This window comes from Streptomyces sp. URMC 124 (assembly GCF_051386455.1).
Taxonomy (GTDB): domain Bacteria; phylum Actinomycetota; class Actinomycetes; order Streptomycetales; family Streptomycetaceae; genus Streptomyces.
This window is the reverse complement of record NZ_JBPQTS010000069.1, coordinates 1-15,335: the sequence shown is the minus strand read 5'-3', so window position 1 is coordinate 15,335 and position 15,335 is coordinate 1. Positions and strand designations below refer to the sequence as shown.

General features: G+C 71.8%; 13 protein-coding genes. 9 read left to right on the top strand and 4 right to left on the bottom strand.

The window, feature by feature from the left end; translation table 11 throughout:
* Positions 1–14 precede the first annotated feature (14 nt).
* The 5 genes from atpA (at position 15) to ACSNOG_RS16495 (ending at position 5,007) form a co-directional block, all read left to right on the top strand.
* Positions 15–1,586: a F0F1 ATP synthase subunit alpha gene (gene atpA, locus ACSNOG_RS16515; RefSeq protein WP_058046295.1), complete on the top strand. Its 1,572-nt coding sequence runs from the start codon at positions 15–17 to the stop codon at positions 1,584–1,586.
* 2 nt (positions 1,587–1,588) lie between these two features.
* On the top strand, positions 1,589–2,509 hold the full coding sequence (locus tag ACSNOG_RS16510; RefSeq protein WP_436753395.1) for a F0F1 ATP synthase subunit gamma: 921 nt from the start codon (positions 1,589–1,591) through the stop codon (positions 2,507–2,509).
* Positions 2,509–3,951, top strand: a complete 1,443-nt coding sequence (atpD, locus tag ACSNOG_RS16505) for a F0F1 ATP synthase subunit beta (RefSeq protein ID WP_436753394.1) — start codon at positions 2,509–2,511, stop codon at positions 3,949–3,951. Before ACSNOG_RS16510 ends, atpD begins: the two co-directional genes overlap by 1 nt.
* A 114-nt stretch (positions 3,952–4,065) precedes the next feature.
* On the top strand, positions 4,066–4,440 hold the full coding sequence (locus ACSNOG_RS16500; protein WP_058046298.1) for a F0F1 ATP synthase subunit epsilon: 375 nt from the start codon (positions 4,066–4,068) through the stop codon (positions 4,438–4,440).
* Positions 4,441–4,557: 117 nt separating this feature from the next.
* Positions 4,558–5,007, top strand: coding sequence for a DUF2550 domain-containing protein (locus ACSNOG_RS16495; protein WP_436753393.1), 450 nt, complete (start codon positions 4,558–4,560; stop codon positions 5,005–5,007).
* 46 nt (positions 5,008–5,053) lie between these two features.
* Here the strand turns inward: ACSNOG_RS16495 and ACSNOG_RS16490 are convergent, their stop codons facing one another.
* The 3 genes from ACSNOG_RS16490 to ACSNOG_RS16480 all read right to left on the bottom strand — a co-directional run bounded on the left by ACSNOG_RS16490 (position 5,054) and on the right by ACSNOG_RS16480 (position 9,351).
* Complete coding sequence (locus ACSNOG_RS16490) at positions 5,054–7,381, bottom strand: glycosyl hydrolase family 18 protein (RefSeq protein ID WP_436753392.1); 2,328 nt, start codon at positions 7,379–7,381, stop codon at positions 5,054–5,056.
* An 81-nt stretch (positions 7,382–7,462) separates the two neighbouring features.
* A complete protein-coding gene (locus ACSNOG_RS16485) occupies positions 7,463–8,149 on the bottom strand; it encodes a response regulator (RefSeq protein ID WP_436753391.1) in 687 nt (228 codons plus the stop codon).
* Entirely contained in the window at positions 8,146–9,351 is a 1,206-nt protein-coding gene (locus tag ACSNOG_RS16480; protein WP_436753390.1) for a sensor histidine kinase, read from the bottom strand. The genes ACSNOG_RS16485 and ACSNOG_RS16480 overlap by 4 nt, the downstream gene beginning before the upstream one ends.
* Before the next feature lie 159 nt (positions 9,352–9,510).
* Between ACSNOG_RS16480 and ACSNOG_RS16475 the strand changes: the two genes are divergently transcribed.
* Entirely contained in the window at positions 9,511–10,062 is a 552-nt protein-coding gene (locus ACSNOG_RS16475; RefSeq protein ID WP_436753389.1) for a hypothetical protein, read from the top strand.
* 4 nt (positions 10,063–10,066) lie between these two features.
* Here the strand turns inward: ACSNOG_RS16475 and ACSNOG_RS16470 are convergent, their stop codons facing one another.
* Positions 10,067–10,639, bottom strand: coding sequence for a cob(I)yrinic acid a,c-diamide adenosyltransferase (locus tag ACSNOG_RS16470; RefSeq protein WP_436753388.1), 573 nt, complete (start codon positions 10,637–10,639; stop codon positions 10,067–10,069).
* 260 nt (positions 10,640–10,899) lie between these two features.
* Between ACSNOG_RS16470 and ACSNOG_RS16465 the strand changes: the two genes are divergently transcribed.
* From ACSNOG_RS16465 to ACSNOG_RS16455, 3 genes are all read left to right on the top strand, one after another.
* Positions 10,900–11,748 (top strand): 3-hydroxyacyl-CoA dehydrogenase family protein, encoded by an 849-nt coding sequence (locus ACSNOG_RS16465; protein ID WP_436753387.1) that lies wholly within the window; start codon positions 10,900–10,902, stop codon positions 11,746–11,748.
* A gap of 191 nt (positions 11,749–11,939) precedes the next feature.
* The gene (locus tag ACSNOG_RS16460; RefSeq protein ID WP_436753386.1) at positions 11,940–12,272 is read left to right on the top strand and encodes an STAS domain-containing protein; all 333 of its coding nucleotides are present in this window, start codon (positions 11,940–11,942) and stop codon (positions 12,270–12,272) included.
* A 271-nt stretch (positions 12,273–12,543) separates the two neighbouring features.
* Positions 12,544–15,228: an ATP-binding protein gene (locus ACSNOG_RS16455; RefSeq protein WP_436753385.1), complete on the top strand. Its 2,685-nt coding sequence runs from the start codon at positions 12,544–12,546 to the stop codon at positions 15,226–15,228.
* Positions 15,229–15,335 lie beyond the last annotated feature (107 nt).

Here is a 15,335-nt window from a genome sequence, read left to right as displayed (position 1 = left end):
AGCAGGGAACCCAGATGGCGGAGCTCACGATCCGGCCGGAGGAGATCCGGGACGCGCTGGAGAACTTTGTCCAGGCGTACAAGCCGGACGCGGCCTCGCGCGAGGAGGTCGGTACGGTCAGCGTTGCCGGCGACGGCATCGCTAAGGTCGAGGGCCTTCCCTCGGCCATGGCGAACGAGCTGCTGCGGTTCGAGGACGGAACCCTCGGTCTCGCCCTCAACCTCGAGGAGCGCGAGATCGGTGCGGTCGTCCTCGGCGAGTTCAGCGGCATCGAGGAGGGCCAGCCGGTGCAGCGCACCGGTGAGGTGCTCTCCGTCGCGGTCGGCGAGGGCTACCTCGGCCGCGTCGTCGACCCGCTGGGCAACCCGATCGACGGCCTCGGCGAGATCGCGACCGAGGGCCGGCGCGCCCTTGAGCTGCAGGCCCCCACGGTCATGCAGCGCAAGTCGGTCCACGAGCCGATGGAGACCGGCTACAAGGCCGTCGACGCGATGACCCCGGTCGGCCGCGGTCAGCGTCAGCTGATCATCGGTGACCGCCAGACCGGCAAGACCGCGCTGGCCGTCGACACGATCATCAACCAGCGCGACAACTGGCGCACCGGCGACCCGAAGAAGCAGGTCCGCTGCATCTACGTCGCCATCGGCCAGAAGGGCTCGACCATCGCCTCCGTGCGCGCCGCGCTGGAGGAGGCCGGTGCGCTGGAGTACACGACGATCGTCGCGGCCCCCGCGTCCGACCCGGCGGGCTTCAAGTTCCTCGCCCCCTACACCGGCTCGGCCATCGGTCAGCACTGGATGTACCAGGGCAAGCACGTCCTGATCGTCTTCGACGACCTGTCGAAGCAGGCCGACGCCTACCGCGCCGTGTCCCTGCTGCTGCGCCGCCCGCCGGGCCGTGAGGCCTACCCGGGTGACGTCTTCTACCTGCACTCGCGTCTGCTGGAGCGCTGCGCCAAGCTCTCCGACGAGATGGGCGCCGGTTCCATGACCGGTCTGCCGATCGTCGAGACCAAGGCCAACGACGTCTCGGCGTTCATCCCGACCAACGTCATCTCCATCACCGACGGCCAGTGCTTCCTGGAGTCCGACCTGTTCAACGCCGGCCAGCGCCCGGCCCTGAACGTCGGTATCTCGGTCTCCCGTGTCGGTGGCTCCGCCCAGCACAAGGCCATGAAGCAGGTCTCCGGCCGCCTCCGCGTGGACCTCGCCCAGTTCCGTGAGCTCGAGGCGTTCGCCGCCTTCGGTTCCGACCTGGACGCCGCGTCGAAGGCCTCGCTGGAGCGCGGCAAGCGCATGGTCGAGCTGCTGAAGCAGGCCCAGTACGCCCCGTACTCCACCGAGGACCAGGTCGTCTCCATCTGGGCCGGCACCACCGGCAAGATGGACGACGTCCCCGTCGAGGACATCCGCCGCTTCGAGCGCGAGCTGCTGGACTACCTGCACCGCGAGCACAAGGGCCTGATGACGTCCATCGTCGAGGGCGGCAAGATGTCCGACGACACGCTGCAGGCCGTGGGTGACGCGATCGCGTCCTTCAAGCAGCAGTTCGAGACCTCGGACGGCAAGCTGCTGGGCGAGGGCTGAGCATGGGTGCCCAGCTCCGGGTCTACAAGAGGCGGATCAAGTCCGTCTCCGCGACCAAGAAGATCACCAAGGCGATGGAGATGATCGCCGCCTCGCGCATCGTCAAGGCGCAGCGCCAGGTGGCCGCATCGACTCCGTACGCCAGTGAGCTCACCCGGGCAGTGACCGCGGTTGCCACCGGCTCCAACACCAAGCACGCCCTGACCACCGAGGCGGAGAACCCGGTCCGGGCCGCGGTGCTGCTCATCACGAGCGACCGCGGTCTGGCCGGCGGCTACTCCTCCAACGCCATCAAGGCGGCGGAGCGGCTCACCGAGCGGCTCAAGGCCGAGGGCAAGGACGTCGTCACGTACATCGTCGGCCGCAAGGGCGTCGCGTACTACGGCTTCCGCGAGCGTGCCGTGGCGGAGTCCTGGACCGGCTTCACCGACAGCCCGACCTACGCCGATGCCAAGCGCATCGCGGGTCCGCTGATCGAGGCCGTCCAGCGGGACACGGCCGAGGGCGGCGTGGACGAGCTCCACATCGTCTTCACCGAGTTCGTCTCGATGATGACGCAGACGCCGGTCGACAACCGCCTGCTGCCGCTGAGCCTGGAGAAGGCTCCCGCGGAGCAGGAGGGGACGCCGGGCCGGATCCTGCCGCTGTTCGACTTCGAGCCGTCGGCCGAAGGGGTCCTCGACGCACTGCTGCCGCGGTACGTGGAGTCCCGGATCTACAACGCGCTGCTGCAGGCAGCGGCTTCCGAGCACGCCGCCCGTCGTCGTGCGATGAAGTCCGCCACCGACAACGCAGAAGAGCTCATCAAGTCGCTCACGCGGCTTGCCAATGCGGCCCGACAGGCCGACATCACCCAGGAAATCAGCGAGATCGTCGGTGGCGCCAGCGCTCTGGCCGACGCGACCGCGGGGAGTGACAACTAATGACGACCACTGTTGAGACGGCCGCCGCCACGGGCCGCGTCGCGCGGGTCATCGGCCCCGTCGTCGACGTGGAGTTCCCCGTCGACGCGATGCCGGAGATCTACAACGCCCTGCACGTCGAGGTCGACGACCCGGCCGAGGAGGGCGGTCGCAAGACCCTGACCCTCGAGGTCGCCCAGCACCTGGGCGAGGGCCTGGTGCGCTCCATCTCGATGCAGCCCACCGACGGTCTGGTCCGCCAGGCCGCGGTGACCAACACCGGCACGGGCATCACGGTTCCCGTCGGTGACGTGACCAAGGGCAAGGTGTTCAACACCCTGGGCCAGGTCCTCAACGAGGACCCGTCCACGGTCGCCGACGCCGAGCGCTGGTCGATCCACCGCAAGGCCCCGGCCTTCGACCAGCTCGAGTCCAAGACCGAGATGTTCGAGACCGGCCTGAAGGTCGTCGACCTGCTGACCCCGTACGTCAAGGGCGGCAAGATCGGTCTGTTCGGTGGTGCCGGTGTCGGCAAGACCGTTCTGATCCAGGAAATGATCATGCGTGTGGCCAAGCTGCACGAGGGCGTTTCCGTCTTCGCCGGTGTCGGTGAGCGCACCCGTGAGGGCAACGACCTCATGGTCGAGATGGAGGAGGCCGGCGTTCTCGACAAGACCGCGCTGGTCTTCGGTCAGATGGACGAGCCCCCGGGCACCCGTCTGCGCGTGGCCCTGGCCGGTCTGACCATGGCGGAGTACTTCCGCGATGTGCAGAAGCAGGACGTGCTGTTCTTCATCGACAACATCTTCCGCTTCACCCAGGCCGGTTCCGAGGTCTCCACCCTGCTGGGCCGCATGCCCTCCGCGGTGGGTTACCAGCCGAACCTCGCGGACGAGATGGGCATCCTGCAGGAGCGCATCACCTCGACCCGTGGTCACTCGATCACCTCGATGCAGGCGATCTACGTCCCCGCGGACGACCTGACCGACCCGGCCCCGGCGACGACCTTCGCCCACCTGGACGCCACGACCGTTCTGTCGCGTCCGATCTCGGAGAAGGGCATCTACCCGGCGGTGGACCCGCTGGACTCGACGTCCCGCATCCTGGACCCGCGCTACATCGCGCAGGACCACTACGAGGCCGCCATGCGCGTCAAGGGGATCCTGCAGAAGTACAAGGACCTCCAGGACATCATCGCGATCCTCGGTATCGACGAGCTCGGCGAGGAGGACAAGCTCGTCGTCCACCGTGCCCGTCGCGTCGAGCGCTTCCTGTCGCAGAACACCCACGCGGCGAAGCAGTTCACCGGTGTGGACGGCTCCGACGTCCCGCTGGACGAGTCCATCGCGGCGTTCAACGCCATCTGCGACGGTGAGTACGACCACTTCCCCGAGCAGGCCTTCTTCATGTGCGGTGGTCTCGAGGACCTGAAGAAGAACGCCAAGGAGCTGGGCGTCTCCTGAGCCTCGTGCTCGTCAGCTGCCGGGGGCGGGGCGCTCCCGCCCCCGGCAGCCACGTCCCCTATTCTTTGACCCAACACCTGCCGTGCCCGGCAGGTGAAGACCCGAGGAGCCACGTTGGCTGCTGAGCTGCACGTCGAGCTGGTCGCGGCGGACCGAAGCGTCTGGTCCGGCGAGGCCACTCTGGTCATCGCGCGTACCACATCGGGTGACATCGGCGTCATGCCCGGCCACCAGCCGCTGCTCGGTGTGCTGGAGTCCGGCCCGGTGACCATCAGGACCGCCGACGGCAACGTCGTCGCCGCGGTGCACGGTGGGTTCATCTCGTTCGCGGACGACAAGCTCTCGCTGCTCGCCGAGATCGCGGAGCTCGCCGACGAGATCGACGTCAAGCGTGCGGAGCGGGCGCTCGAGCGCGCCAAGTCGGCGGCGGACGCCGCCGCCGAGCGGCGCGCCGACGTCCGGCTGCGTGCGGTCGCGGGCGTTCACTAGCCCACGGCCCACTGAGTTCGTCCCTCAGCCGCGGGCCGCACTGGAGCATTCCAGGGCGGTCCGCGGCTGAGGCAATACAAGCCCGTTGCTCTAGATGTTGCGAGGAGGTCGGTGGAGATGGTCCTCGCTCTGCTCGTGAGCGGCGTCGTCGTCCTGCTGGTGCTGGTGGGGCTCTTCGTCTTCGGGCTGCGCAGGCGCCTGATCCAGCGCTCCGGCGGTACGTTCGACTGCAGCCTGCGCTGGAACGTCCCGGAGAAGGACCCCAAGCCGGACGGCAAGGGCTGGGTGTACGGCGTCGCCCGCTACAACAGTGACCGGATCGAGTGGTTCCGGGTCTTCTCGTACGCACCGCGGCCGCGCAGGCTCCTGGAGCGCGCGTCCATCGAGGTGCTGGAGCGGCGGTCCCCGCAGGGGGACGAGGAGCTGGCGCTGCTCTCGGACGCGGTCGTGCTGATCTGTGTGCACCAGGGGACGCGTTTGGAGCTGGCGATGAGCGAGGACGCCCTCACGGGCTTCCTGGCGTGGCTGGAGGCGGCGCCTCCCGGCCAGAGAGTGAACGTGGCTTAGCGTGGTGCGGCCTCGAACGCCGGTGGCGTTCGAGGCCGTTTCGCGTCTACCGGATCGACCGGAGACCGTTGTCGACCGCGGTCATCAGGGTCCCGCTGTCGCCCGACATCTCCCAGATCATGACGCCGCCCAGGCCCTTCGGTTTGAGCCAGGCCGTCTTCTTGCCGATCGACCAGACGTCGTCGAACGTCCACCACTGCCCGTTGTTACCGGTGTAGCCGTACGTGGCGACGGACTGTTCGTCGTGGTGGACGGTCAGGCCCGCGACGGACGCGATCAGGTTGTCGTAGCCCCGCGTCCCCGACTCCTCGGGGAACTGGCCCGGAGCCGCCCCGTTCGCCGTCTGCCAGACGCCCCGTTCGCCGCCGTCGGCGACCTGCTGCCAGCCGCGGCCGTAGAAGGCCAGCCCGAGGACGACCTTCTTCGGCTCGACGCCGGCGTCGAGGTAGGCCTGCACGGTCTTCTCGACGCTGAACTTCGTCGGGTACGGGTCCTTGGCGTCCTGGTAGAGGTTCCCCTGGTGGCCCGTGCGCCCCGGCTCCCAGCTGTTGTCGCTGCCGGAGCCGTGGAAGTCGTAGCCCTGGACGTTGGCGAAGTCCATGTAGTCGAAGACGCTGGGGGTGCCGTCCTTGGTGGTGATGTCCCAGCCGGCCTCGATCTTCCCCGGGTCGGCCGGGGTGAAGGCCGTGAGCAGGTACTTCTTGCCGGTCGTCGAGCTCAGGGCGTCGAGCTGCCGGCGGAACTCGGCGAAGAGCAGGGTGTTGTTGGCCTTGTCGTCCTTGGAGACGTGGTTGCCGGCGTGGCCCTCGGAGCCGGGCCACTCCCAGTCGATGTCGAAGCCGTCGAAGATCCCGGCGGCGGCGCCGGGCCCGCCGCGGCCGCCGGTCACCGGCAGGTCGCCCTTGATGTACATGTCGATGCAGGACTTGACGAACTTCTGCCGGGAGGCGTCGGACTTGGCGACGTCCGAGAAGTACTTGCTGTAGGTCCAGCCGCCGATCGACATGTTGATCTTCAGGCCGGGGTGCTTGGCCTTGAGCTTCTTCAGCTGGTTGAAGTTGCCGGCCAGCTTCTGGTCCCAGGTGTCGCCGACGCCGTCGACGGACTCACCGGCCCCGAAGCCCTTCTCGTAATCGGCCCAGGAGTCGCCCGCGCCGTCGCCCTGGCTGGGGTCCTGGGGGTTGGGGGTGGTGGCCTTGGTGACGCCGTTGAGGCAGGTGAGGTCGGTGGGGTGGATATTGGAGAACGAGTAGTTGATGTGGGTGAGCTTGGCGGCGGCGCCCGTGCTCTCCAGTGACTTCACCGTGTAGCCGCGGCCGTAGATGCCCCACTGCACGAAGTAGCCGACCTTGGCGTAGCCCGCGCCGGGCTGCGGTCCGCCGCCGCCCGTGGTGCGCACGGTCAGCGGGGCGCTGGCCTTGCCGGTCTGGCCCGCGCTGTCCCGCGCGACGACGGTGTAGGTGTAGTCGGTGCCCGCGGTCAGACCGGTGTCGGTGTGGGCGAGCTTGCCGACCGTGGCGACCTTCGCGGTGCCGCGGTAGACGTCGTAGTTCTTGATGCCCTTGTCGTCCGTGGCGGCGGGCCACTTGAGGGCGACGGAGGTGTCGGTGATCGCGCTCGCCCGCGGGGTGCCGGGGGCGGAGGGCGGCTTGTCGGTGCCGTCGCCGCTGCCGGTGCGGAGGGTGGCGGGCGGGCTCGCCGGGCCCGTCTGGCCGGCCGAGTCGCGGGCGACGACCTTGTACGTGTAGGCGGTGTCCGCGGTCAGGCCGGTGTCGGTGAAGGAGGTGCCGGAGACGGTGCCGACGACGCTGTCGCCGCGGTAGACGTCGTAGTTCTTGACGCCCTTGTCGTCCGTGGCGGCGGCCCAGGCCAGCGCGATGCTGTCGGCCGTGACGCCGGTGGAGGAGGGCTGCCCGGGGGCGCTGGGCGGGGTGTCGGCGGAGGAGCCGTCGCAGGGCCCGCCGTCGAGCTTGCAGCCCGTGGGGGAGCCGTCGCCGGAGCCGACGAAGCCGAAGGTGACGCTGGCGCCGGGGGCGATGGTGCCGTTGTACTCGCGGTTCTTGGCGGTGTAGTGGGTGCCCGAGCCGGTGAGGAGGGCGTCCCAGTAGGCGCCGACCGTGGTGAACGAGGGGAAGTCCCACTCGACGGTCCAGGCGCTGATGGTGGTGGTGCCGGTGTTCTTGACGGTCCACTCGGCCTGGAAGCCCGTTCCCCAGTCGGAGGTCTTGACGAAGGTGGCCGTCGCGGACGGCGCGGCGTGGGCCGGGGCGGCGGCCACGCCGACGAGCGCGGCGGCGGGGAGGGCAAGCGTGGCCAGGGCGGCCACGGCTCTTCGTAAGGTGCGGCCGATGCTTCCTGAGGTTCCTGTGCTCAAGGGGGTGCTCCTCGCAGAGAGGTGCGGACAGGTGGGGGGTGCACAGCTGCTCGGGGAGCGTAAGAAGGTCCGTACCAATGGTCAAGAGGACTGGACCAATCCCAACTCCCGGGCCAGCACCGCCGCTTGCACCCTGCTGCGCAGCTCCAGCTTGCCCAGCAACCTGCTGACGTGCGTCTTCACCGTCGCCTCCGCCATGCCCAGACGGCCCGCGATGTCCGCGTTCGACAGCCCCTCGCCCAGCGCCGCCAGCACCTCGCGTTCGCGGCGGGTCAGGCTCCGCAGCGCCGCGGGCTCCTCCGCGCCCGGCGCCCGGCTCCCCGGACGCGCGAACTCCGCGATCAGGCGGCGCGTCACCGCCGGAGAGATCAGCCCCTCCCCGGCCGCCACCGTCCGCACCGCCGCGATGAGCCCCGCGGCCTCGCTGTCCTTGAGCAGGAAGCCCGCCGCGCCCGCGCGCAGCGCCCCGAAGACGTACTCGTCCAGGTCGAAGGTGGTCAGCACCAGGACGTCGGCGAGCTGCTCGGCCACCACCTGCCGGGTGGCCGACACCCCGTCCAGACGCGGCATCTGCACGTCCATCAGCACGACGTCCGGGCGCAGTTCGCGGGCCAGCCGCACGGCCTCCTCGCCGTCGGCCGCCTCCCCGACGACCTCGATGCCCGGCGCGGAGCGCAGGATGAGCACCAGCCCGGAGCGTACGGACGCCTGGTCCTCGGCGACCAGGACGCGGATCGCGGGGGCGTCCGCGGGGGGTGTGGGGGTCACGGTGTTCCTTCCTCCGGTACGGGCAGCAGCGCCCGTACGCGCCAGCACTTGCCGTCCGGGCCCGCCACCGGGCCCGCTTCGAACTCCCCGTCCAGCAGGGCCACCCGCTCGCCCATGCCGACCAGCCCCGCCCCCGAGCCCGGCGCCCGCGGCACCGGCCCCGGACCGAACGCGCTCGTCACCTCCACCGCCAGCCTCCCGCGGCCCTCGCGCCCCAGACGCACCGTCACCTCGCCCGGGGCCGCGTGCTTGACCGCGTTGGTCAGCGACTCCTGGACGATGCGGTACGCCGCGAGCTCGGTCGGCGCCGGGAGCGGGCGCGGACCCCGCCCGTCCTCCAGCACGAAGCGGAAGCGGTCGTCGCGGACGGCCTTGCGGGCCTGCGCGAGGAGTGCGTCCACACCGTCGAGCCGGGGCGTGGCCGCGGGCTCCTGCTCGCCGCCCGCCTGCCGCAGCAGCCCGATGAGACGGCGCATTTCGGCCAGGCCCTGCACGCTGTTCTCCCGGATCACGGCGAGCGCCTCCTGCGACGCCTTCGCCTCCCCGATCGACAGCGCCGCGGTGGAGTGGATCGCGATGGCCGACAGGTGGCCCGCGACCATGTCGTGCAGCTCGCGCGCCATCCGGGCCCGCTCGGCGCCCACCGCCTCGCGGCGGTCCATCTCGGCCAGCAGCGCGGTCCGCTCCGCCTCCAGCCGGGCCGCCCGCGCGGCGTCCCGGTGCCGGCGGATGCCCGCACCGGTCCACGCCGGCACGACGATCAGCACGCCGAAGCCGAAGCCGATCAGCAGCGCCTCCGGCTTGCGGACGACCGCCACGGCCAGCAGCGTCCCCAGCACGCTCAGCACCTCGGTGATGCGGGGGATGCGCCAGGCGACGGACGGACGGCCGTAGAGCACCGCCGCGTAGACGACGTCCGTGTACATGGCGATCGTCGCGACGAGCGAGCCCGTACAGATGTCCAGGCCGAGCGTGACCGTGCCGATCGCCAGGGCCGTCAGCGGGGCACTGCGCCGCAGCAGCTCGGCGCCGCACATGACGACGAGCGCGACCAGCGACAGCCACCCGGGCAGCGCGGCCAGTGGGGGGTTGTTGTGCAGGCCGAGGAACCACAGCACCAGGCCGCCCAGCAGCCCTGCGGCCGCGATGAGGACGGCGTCGCGGTCGGGGCGGCGGGGCAGGCGCAGGGGGCGGACGGGCATGCGTACATCACAGCACGCGGCGAGGGCCGCCGGGACGCGCTGCGGGTGGGCGCGGGCGGCCGGCGACTACATCGAAGGATGCAGTCCCAGATCGTCGGGCCTGACGACGAAAGCGCTGGTCACGGCAGGGAGCCTGGAAGGGAGGGAAGGGAGAGAACCGTGATCGTCACGCTGATCGTCGTCTGCGAGGTCGGCTTCTGGGTGCTGCTGGCCGGCGGCCTGAGCCTGCGGTACCTGGCGAAGATGCCGCGGGCGGGGATCGCCGTGCTGCTGCTGGAGCCCGTGCTGGAACTGGTCCTGCTCCTCGCCACCGCGGTCGACCTGAGGAACGGCGCGGAAGCCGACTGGAAGCACGGCCTGGCCGCCGTCTACATCGGCTACTCCGTCGGCCTCGGCCACTCCACGATCAAGTGGGTCGACGCCCGCTTCGCCCACCGCTTCGCGGGCGGCCCGCCGCCGGTCAAGCCGCCGAAGTACGGCACGGCCCGCACCGTCCACGAGTGGAAGACCGCCGCCCGCTGGATCCTGTCCTGCGCGGTCGCCTACGGGCTGCTGCAGGCGGCGGCCTGGTACGTCGGCGACGGCGACACCAGCTCGCTGCACGCCTGGCAGACGAAGGTGCTCATCGTGGCCGGAATCAACCTGGCCATCGCGGCGAGCTACACCCTCTGGCCGAAGCAGGCGCCGGCCGCGGAGAAGCTCGACCGCTGACGCGTCAGCGGTTCTCGCCCGGGACCCACAGGACGTCCCCGAGCTCCTTGTTCGCCGTCCTCGCGAGGATGAACAGGAGGTCCGAGAGGCGGTTCAGGTACGTGGCCGTCAGGGGGTTCATGATGTCCGCGTGGAGTTCCATCGCCGCCCACGTGGAGCGTTCCGCGCGGCGGACGACCGTGCAGGCCTGGTGGAGGAGCGCCGCCCCGGGCGTGCCCCCGGGCAGGATGAAGCTGCGCAGCTTCTCCAGGTCCTCCAGGAAGCGGTCGCAGTCCGCCTCCAGCTTGTCGATGTAGGACTGCTCCACCCGCAGCGGCGGGTACTTGGGGTTCTCGGCGACGGGCGTCGCGAGGTCGGCGCCCACGTCGAAGAGGTCGTTCTGGATGCGGACGAGCACCTTCACGATCTCCTCGGGCAGCTGCCCGAGCGCGATCGCCACCCCGATCGCGGCGTTGGCCTCGTTGGCGTCGGCGTAGGCGGCGATGCGGGTGTCGGTCTTCACGGTGCGGCTCATGTCGCCGAGGGCGGTGGTGCCGGAATCACCGGTGCGGGTGTAAATGCGCGTCAGGTTGACCATGGGCACGAGCCTAGCCACGCGGCGGTGGCCTGCCGAGGCCGACGCGCACCGCACCGCGCACCGCGCCACCCCTGTGACGCCTGAGGCGGAAGGGTCTCAACTGCACTGTGGGGACCGGCCAGTGGCTGTCTCGATGTGATGTCCGTCATGTGGGACGTGACGCGCATCTCTTACCGTCCACCCGCGCCGCGACGGGCGCTAAGGTCCGGCGAGAGAGTGCGTTGAGAACAGCTATGTGCACAGGGAGTAAGGGGACAGCCGTGGCCAAGAAGCTCGCCGTCATCGGGGCCGGACTGATGGGGTCCGGGATCGCGCAGGTCTCCGCCCAGGCCGGGTGGGACGTCGTGCTGCGGGACGTCACCGACGCGGCGCTGCAGCGCGGCACCGACGGCATCAAGGCCTCGTACGACAAGTTCGTCTCCAAGGGCAAGCTGGAGGCCGCCGCGGCCGAGCAGGCCCTCGCCCGCATCACCACCACGACGGACCTGGACGCGGCCGCCGACGCGGACATCGTCGTCGAGGCCGTCTTCGAGGACATCGACACCAAGCGGGACATCTTCCGCACCCTGGACGGCCTGGTGAAGGACGAGACGGTCCTCGCCTCCAACACCTCCGCCATCCCGATCACCAAGATCGCCGCGGCCACGCAGCGCCCCGAGCGCGTCGTCGGCGCGCACTTCTTCTCGCCGGTGCCGATGATGCAGCTGTGCGAGCTGGTCCGCGGCTACAAGACCAGCGACGAGACGCTGGCCAAGGCCCGTGAGTTCGCCGAGGGCGTCGGCAAGACCTGCATCGTCGTCAACCGCGACGTCGCCGGCTTCGTCACCACGCGTCTGATCTCCGCCCTCGTCGTCGAGGCCGCCAAGCTGTACGAGTCGGGCGTGGCCACCGCCGAGGACATCGACATCGCCTGCAAGCTGGGCTTCGGCCACGCGATGGGCCCGCTGGCCACCGCCGACCTGACCGGCATCGACATCCTGATGCACGCCACGGGGAACATCTACACCGAGTGCCAGGACGAGAAGTTCTCGCCGCCGGAGATCATGCGCCGCATGGTCGACGCGGGCGACCTGGGCCGTAAGAGCGGTCAGGGCTTTTACCAGCACTGAATCGGCACTGGCCGGGTAACCGATACCTAATTCACCCTCCAGGGTGAATTAGGTATCGGTTCGCCAACAGGCGGCAACCTTGTCGTGTGAGAGGCAGTCAGTTCTTTGTAACCACAGAGCCTTGAGAACCGCACGGGGCTGCAGAGCCGCACCGTCATCCCCGACCTTCGGGCATCACTCCGGGAGCGCATATGCACATCACGGGCGACCACGCCGAACTGGTCGTCGGGGGCCGCCTCGACGTCCGCAGCGCGGCGGACGCCCGTACGGTCCTGCACTCCGCCCTCGACTCCGGCCGCGGCGACCTCGTCCTCGACCTCACCGAGCTGGACTCCTGGGACGCCACCGGCCTCGGCGTGATCATGGGCGCCCACCGCCGCGCCGGGCGCACCGGCCGCCGCCTCGTCCTGCGGGGCGTGCCCGACCGGATGCAGCGCCTCCTCGTCGCCACCCGGCTGCACCGCATCCTCGCCATCGAGGGCGGAATCGGTCTCGAAGCGGGCGAGCCCCTGCCCCGCGTGTGAACGGAGTTGCCGTAGAGGCACCCGCGTCCGGATGCGTCCCTTTCTTTCCGATTCTCATGAGACTGTGACATGCCCCGGGCAGCGGGGCCCCCTTCGCTTCATGGATACTGTGCCCAGGTCTGAGGTTCGGTTTTCCCGCCGCGATAGGCCGCATAACAGAGCCCACGGCGGGCACCGATGAAGCGCCGGCCGGCATGCCCGGCCGAGGGTTGAGGAGTGCGGCAGGCCGGAAGGGCAGGACGGCACGCCACGCATTTGGGGGGCTTTCACCATGGACCCGACGAACCGACCCGAGGAATTCGGCGAGGGCGCACACGAGTCCGCGGAGGGCGGCGGCTCGCACGACCTCCCGGGCGCCGAGGCCGGGGAGCAGGCCCCCGGGCTCGCCCGCGTCGTCCGCCTCGTCGCCGGCGACTACGCCCTCACCGTCAACCCCGTCGACGGCAGCGAGATCGAGCCCTGCCTGCCCGCCGAGGTGCCCCCGCGCCCCGGCAGACACACCCCCGAGGAGCGCGCCGAGCTGCTCCGCGCCGCCGCGCCCCCGCCGCCCGCCCGCCGGGTCGGCCCCGAGCTGCCCCTGCTGCACCGCCAGGAGGAGCGCGAGCGGCTCTCCCGGCTGCTCTCGCGCGGCCGCTCCGTCCGGCTGACCGGGCCCTCGGGCTCCGGCCGCAGCGCCCTGCTGGACGCCGTCGCCGACGACTGCGCGCGCCTCGCCCCCGACGGCGTCGTCCGCCTCACCGGCCACCACCGCACCGTCACCGACGTCCTGTACGACCTCTTCGCCGCCGTCCACCGCGCGCCGCTCCACCGCCCCGACCGGGCCGGGATGCTCTCCCTCGTGCGCGAGATCGGCGCCGTCGTCCTCCTGGACGACCTGGAGTTCGGCGGCGCCGCGCTGGACGAGCTCCTCGACGCCACCCCCGAGTGCGCCTTCCTCTTCGCGGCCACCCCCGACGTCGCCGCGCCCTCTGCCGACTCGCACGTCGAAGAGGTCTTCCTCGGCGGCCTCGACCGCACCGCCTGCCTGGAGCTCCTGGAGCTCTGCGTCGACCGTCCCCTGACGGACGAGGAGGCGGACTGGGCGGCGGACCTGTGGTTCGAGTCCGAGGGCCTGCCGCTGCGCTTCGTCCAGGCGGGCGCGCTGCTGCGGCTGGGGGCACTTCCCGGCGACAGCCGGGGGAGCGATGCCATCGGTGCCGACCCCGCCGCCGCCGACGAGTTCGGCGTCTTCGCCGAGCGGCCCTACGTGGCCGCCGCCGAGGCCGAGGCGGGTGCCGAGCAGGGCGTGCCGCTGCCGCCGCTCGCCGAGGCCTCCCGCCCCGCCGTGCCGCTCGCCTCCCGCCTCGACGACGCCTCCCGCGAGACCCTGCGCTTCGCGCTCGCCCTCGGCGGCGAGGTCCCGCACCAGGCCCACCTGCCCGCCCTCGTCGGCGACACCCACGCCGACGCGGCCATCGGCGAGCTGCTCGCCTGCGGTCTGATCACCGCCGTCGCCGGGCACTACCGGCTCGCCGCGGGCGTCGCCGAGCAGCTCGCTACCGAGGGCTACGGCGCGGGCGCGGCCGAGCGCGCCCACTCCGCCGCCCAGCACTACGGCTGGTGGGCCGGGCACCCCTCCGTCGCCCCCGAGCGGGCCGCCGCCGAGGCCGATGCGATCCTCGCCGCGCTCGCGGCCCTGGCCGCCGACGGCGACCCCGGGCACCGCGCCGCGGCCGTCCAGCTCGCCCGCACCGCCGCGCCCGCGTTCGCCGCCGCCCTGCACTGGAGCGCCTGGGAGCGCGTCCTGCGGTACGGGCAGGAGGCCGCGCGGCGCGCCGGAGAGGTCGGCGAAGAGGCCTACTTCCACCACGAGTTGGGTGTGCTCGCGCTGTGCACCGGCAACCTGCAGCGGGCCCGCGCCGAGCTCGAGGCGTCCGTCGGCATGCGCGGGGTCATGGCCGACAAGCGCGGCGCCATAGCGGGCCGCCGGGCGCTCGCGCTGGTCGCCGACCGCTCCGGGTTCGCCGCGGGCGGCCCGGCGGGCGGTCCGCCCGCAGCCGCGCCCGGGCCGGACGCCGGCCGCGCCGCCCCGGTGCCGCCCGTGCCGCAGACGCCCGCCTCCCGGCCCGCGGGCGGCCCCGCGGGGCGTACGCCCGCGGGGGAGGAGATCCCGGCCGCCCGCAGCGAGCAGTCCGCCGTGCCGCCGTCCGTGACCTCCGCCGCCGGCCCCCCGGCGGCTCCCGGCGCCGATCCGGACCAGGTCGCCACGACGGTCATCGCCCGCCTGGCGGCCGAGCGCGCCGAGCGGCAGCGGGGCTCCGCGCGGCAGCCGTGGGCCCGGAAGATGATGATGGGCGGTGCCCGGCGCAACCTCGTCGCGGCCGGAGCGGGCGCCCTGCTCGCCGCCGTCCTCGGCACGGTCGTCACCCTGGGGGTGACCTCAGGCGGCCAGGACGGAAAGTCGCCCGAACGGGTGAAGCCGGGGCAGTCCGCGTCCCAGCAGGACGGCGACAACAGCCTCACCGCCGACCAGCCGGGCCCGGGCGAGGCCGGGCACGCCCAGGTGCCGGGCAAGCCGGGGAAGCCGAACCACTCGCCCGGCGCGGGCAGCTCCGGCTCGGCGTCGCCCGGTGCCTCGGGCAGCACGTCGCCGAGCGGGGGCCCGAGCGGCAGCGGCGAGCCGTCGGGCGCGCCCTCCTCGGGCGGCACGTCGCCGAGCCCGTCGCGCTCGCAGGGTGGCAGCAAGCCCTCGCCGTCGCCCTCGCCGAGTAAGAGCAGCAGCGGCGGCACCGAGCCGTCGTCGAAGCCGTCGTCGTCCTCCCCGTCCACCGCGCCGTCCTCCCCGGCCGGCGGCGGTTCGAGCTCGGCGAGCGGCCCCGTCGGCGGCAGCAGCAGCCAGTCCGCCGCGAGCGGCCCCTCGGGCAGCAAGCCGGCGGACGGCAGCGGCAGCGTCAGCCCGTCGACGTCGGGAGCGTGAGCCCGTCCCGGGCAGGAGAAAGCGATCCTGCCCGGGCCCATGAGCACGAGCCCGTCCCCGGGCACGGCACCGGCCCACCCGGCGGGACAGGCCGCCCCCCCCCCCCC

What these genes read in the sequence shown, in the direction of transcription:
- atpA (WP_058046295.1), top strand. Translation starts at nt 15, where the DNA reads ATGGCGGAGCTCACGATCCGGCCGGAGGAGATCCGGGACGCGCTGGAG.
- ACSNOG_RS16510 (WP_436753395.1), top strand. Translation starts at nt 1,589, where the DNA reads ATGGGTGCCCAGCTCCGGGTCTACAAGAGGCGGATCAAGTCCGTCTCC.
- atpD (WP_436753394.1), top strand. Translation starts at nt 2,509, where the DNA reads ATGACGACCACTGTTGAGACGGCCGCCGCCACGGGCCGCGTCGCGCGG.
- ACSNOG_RS16495 (WP_436753393.1), top strand. Translation starts at nt 4,558, where the DNA reads ATGGTCCTCGCTCTGCTCGTGAGCGGCGTCGTCGTCCTGCTGGTGCTG.
- ACSNOG_RS16480 (WP_436753390.1), bottom strand. Translation starts at nt 9,351, where the DNA reads ATGCCCGTCCGCCCCCTGCGCCTGCCCCGCCGCCCCGACCGCGACGCC.
- ACSNOG_RS16470 (WP_436753388.1), bottom strand. Translation starts at nt 10,639, where the DNA reads ATGGTCAACCTGACGCGCATTTACACCCGCACCGGTGATTCCGGCACC.
- ACSNOG_RS16460 (WP_436753386.1), top strand. Translation starts at nt 11,940, where the DNA reads ATGCACATCACGGGCGACCACGCCGAACTGGTCGTCGGGGGCCGCCTC.
- ACSNOG_RS16455 (WP_436753385.1), top strand. Translation starts at nt 12,544, where the DNA reads ATGGACCCGACGAACCGACCCGAGGAATTCGGCGAGGGCGCACACGAG.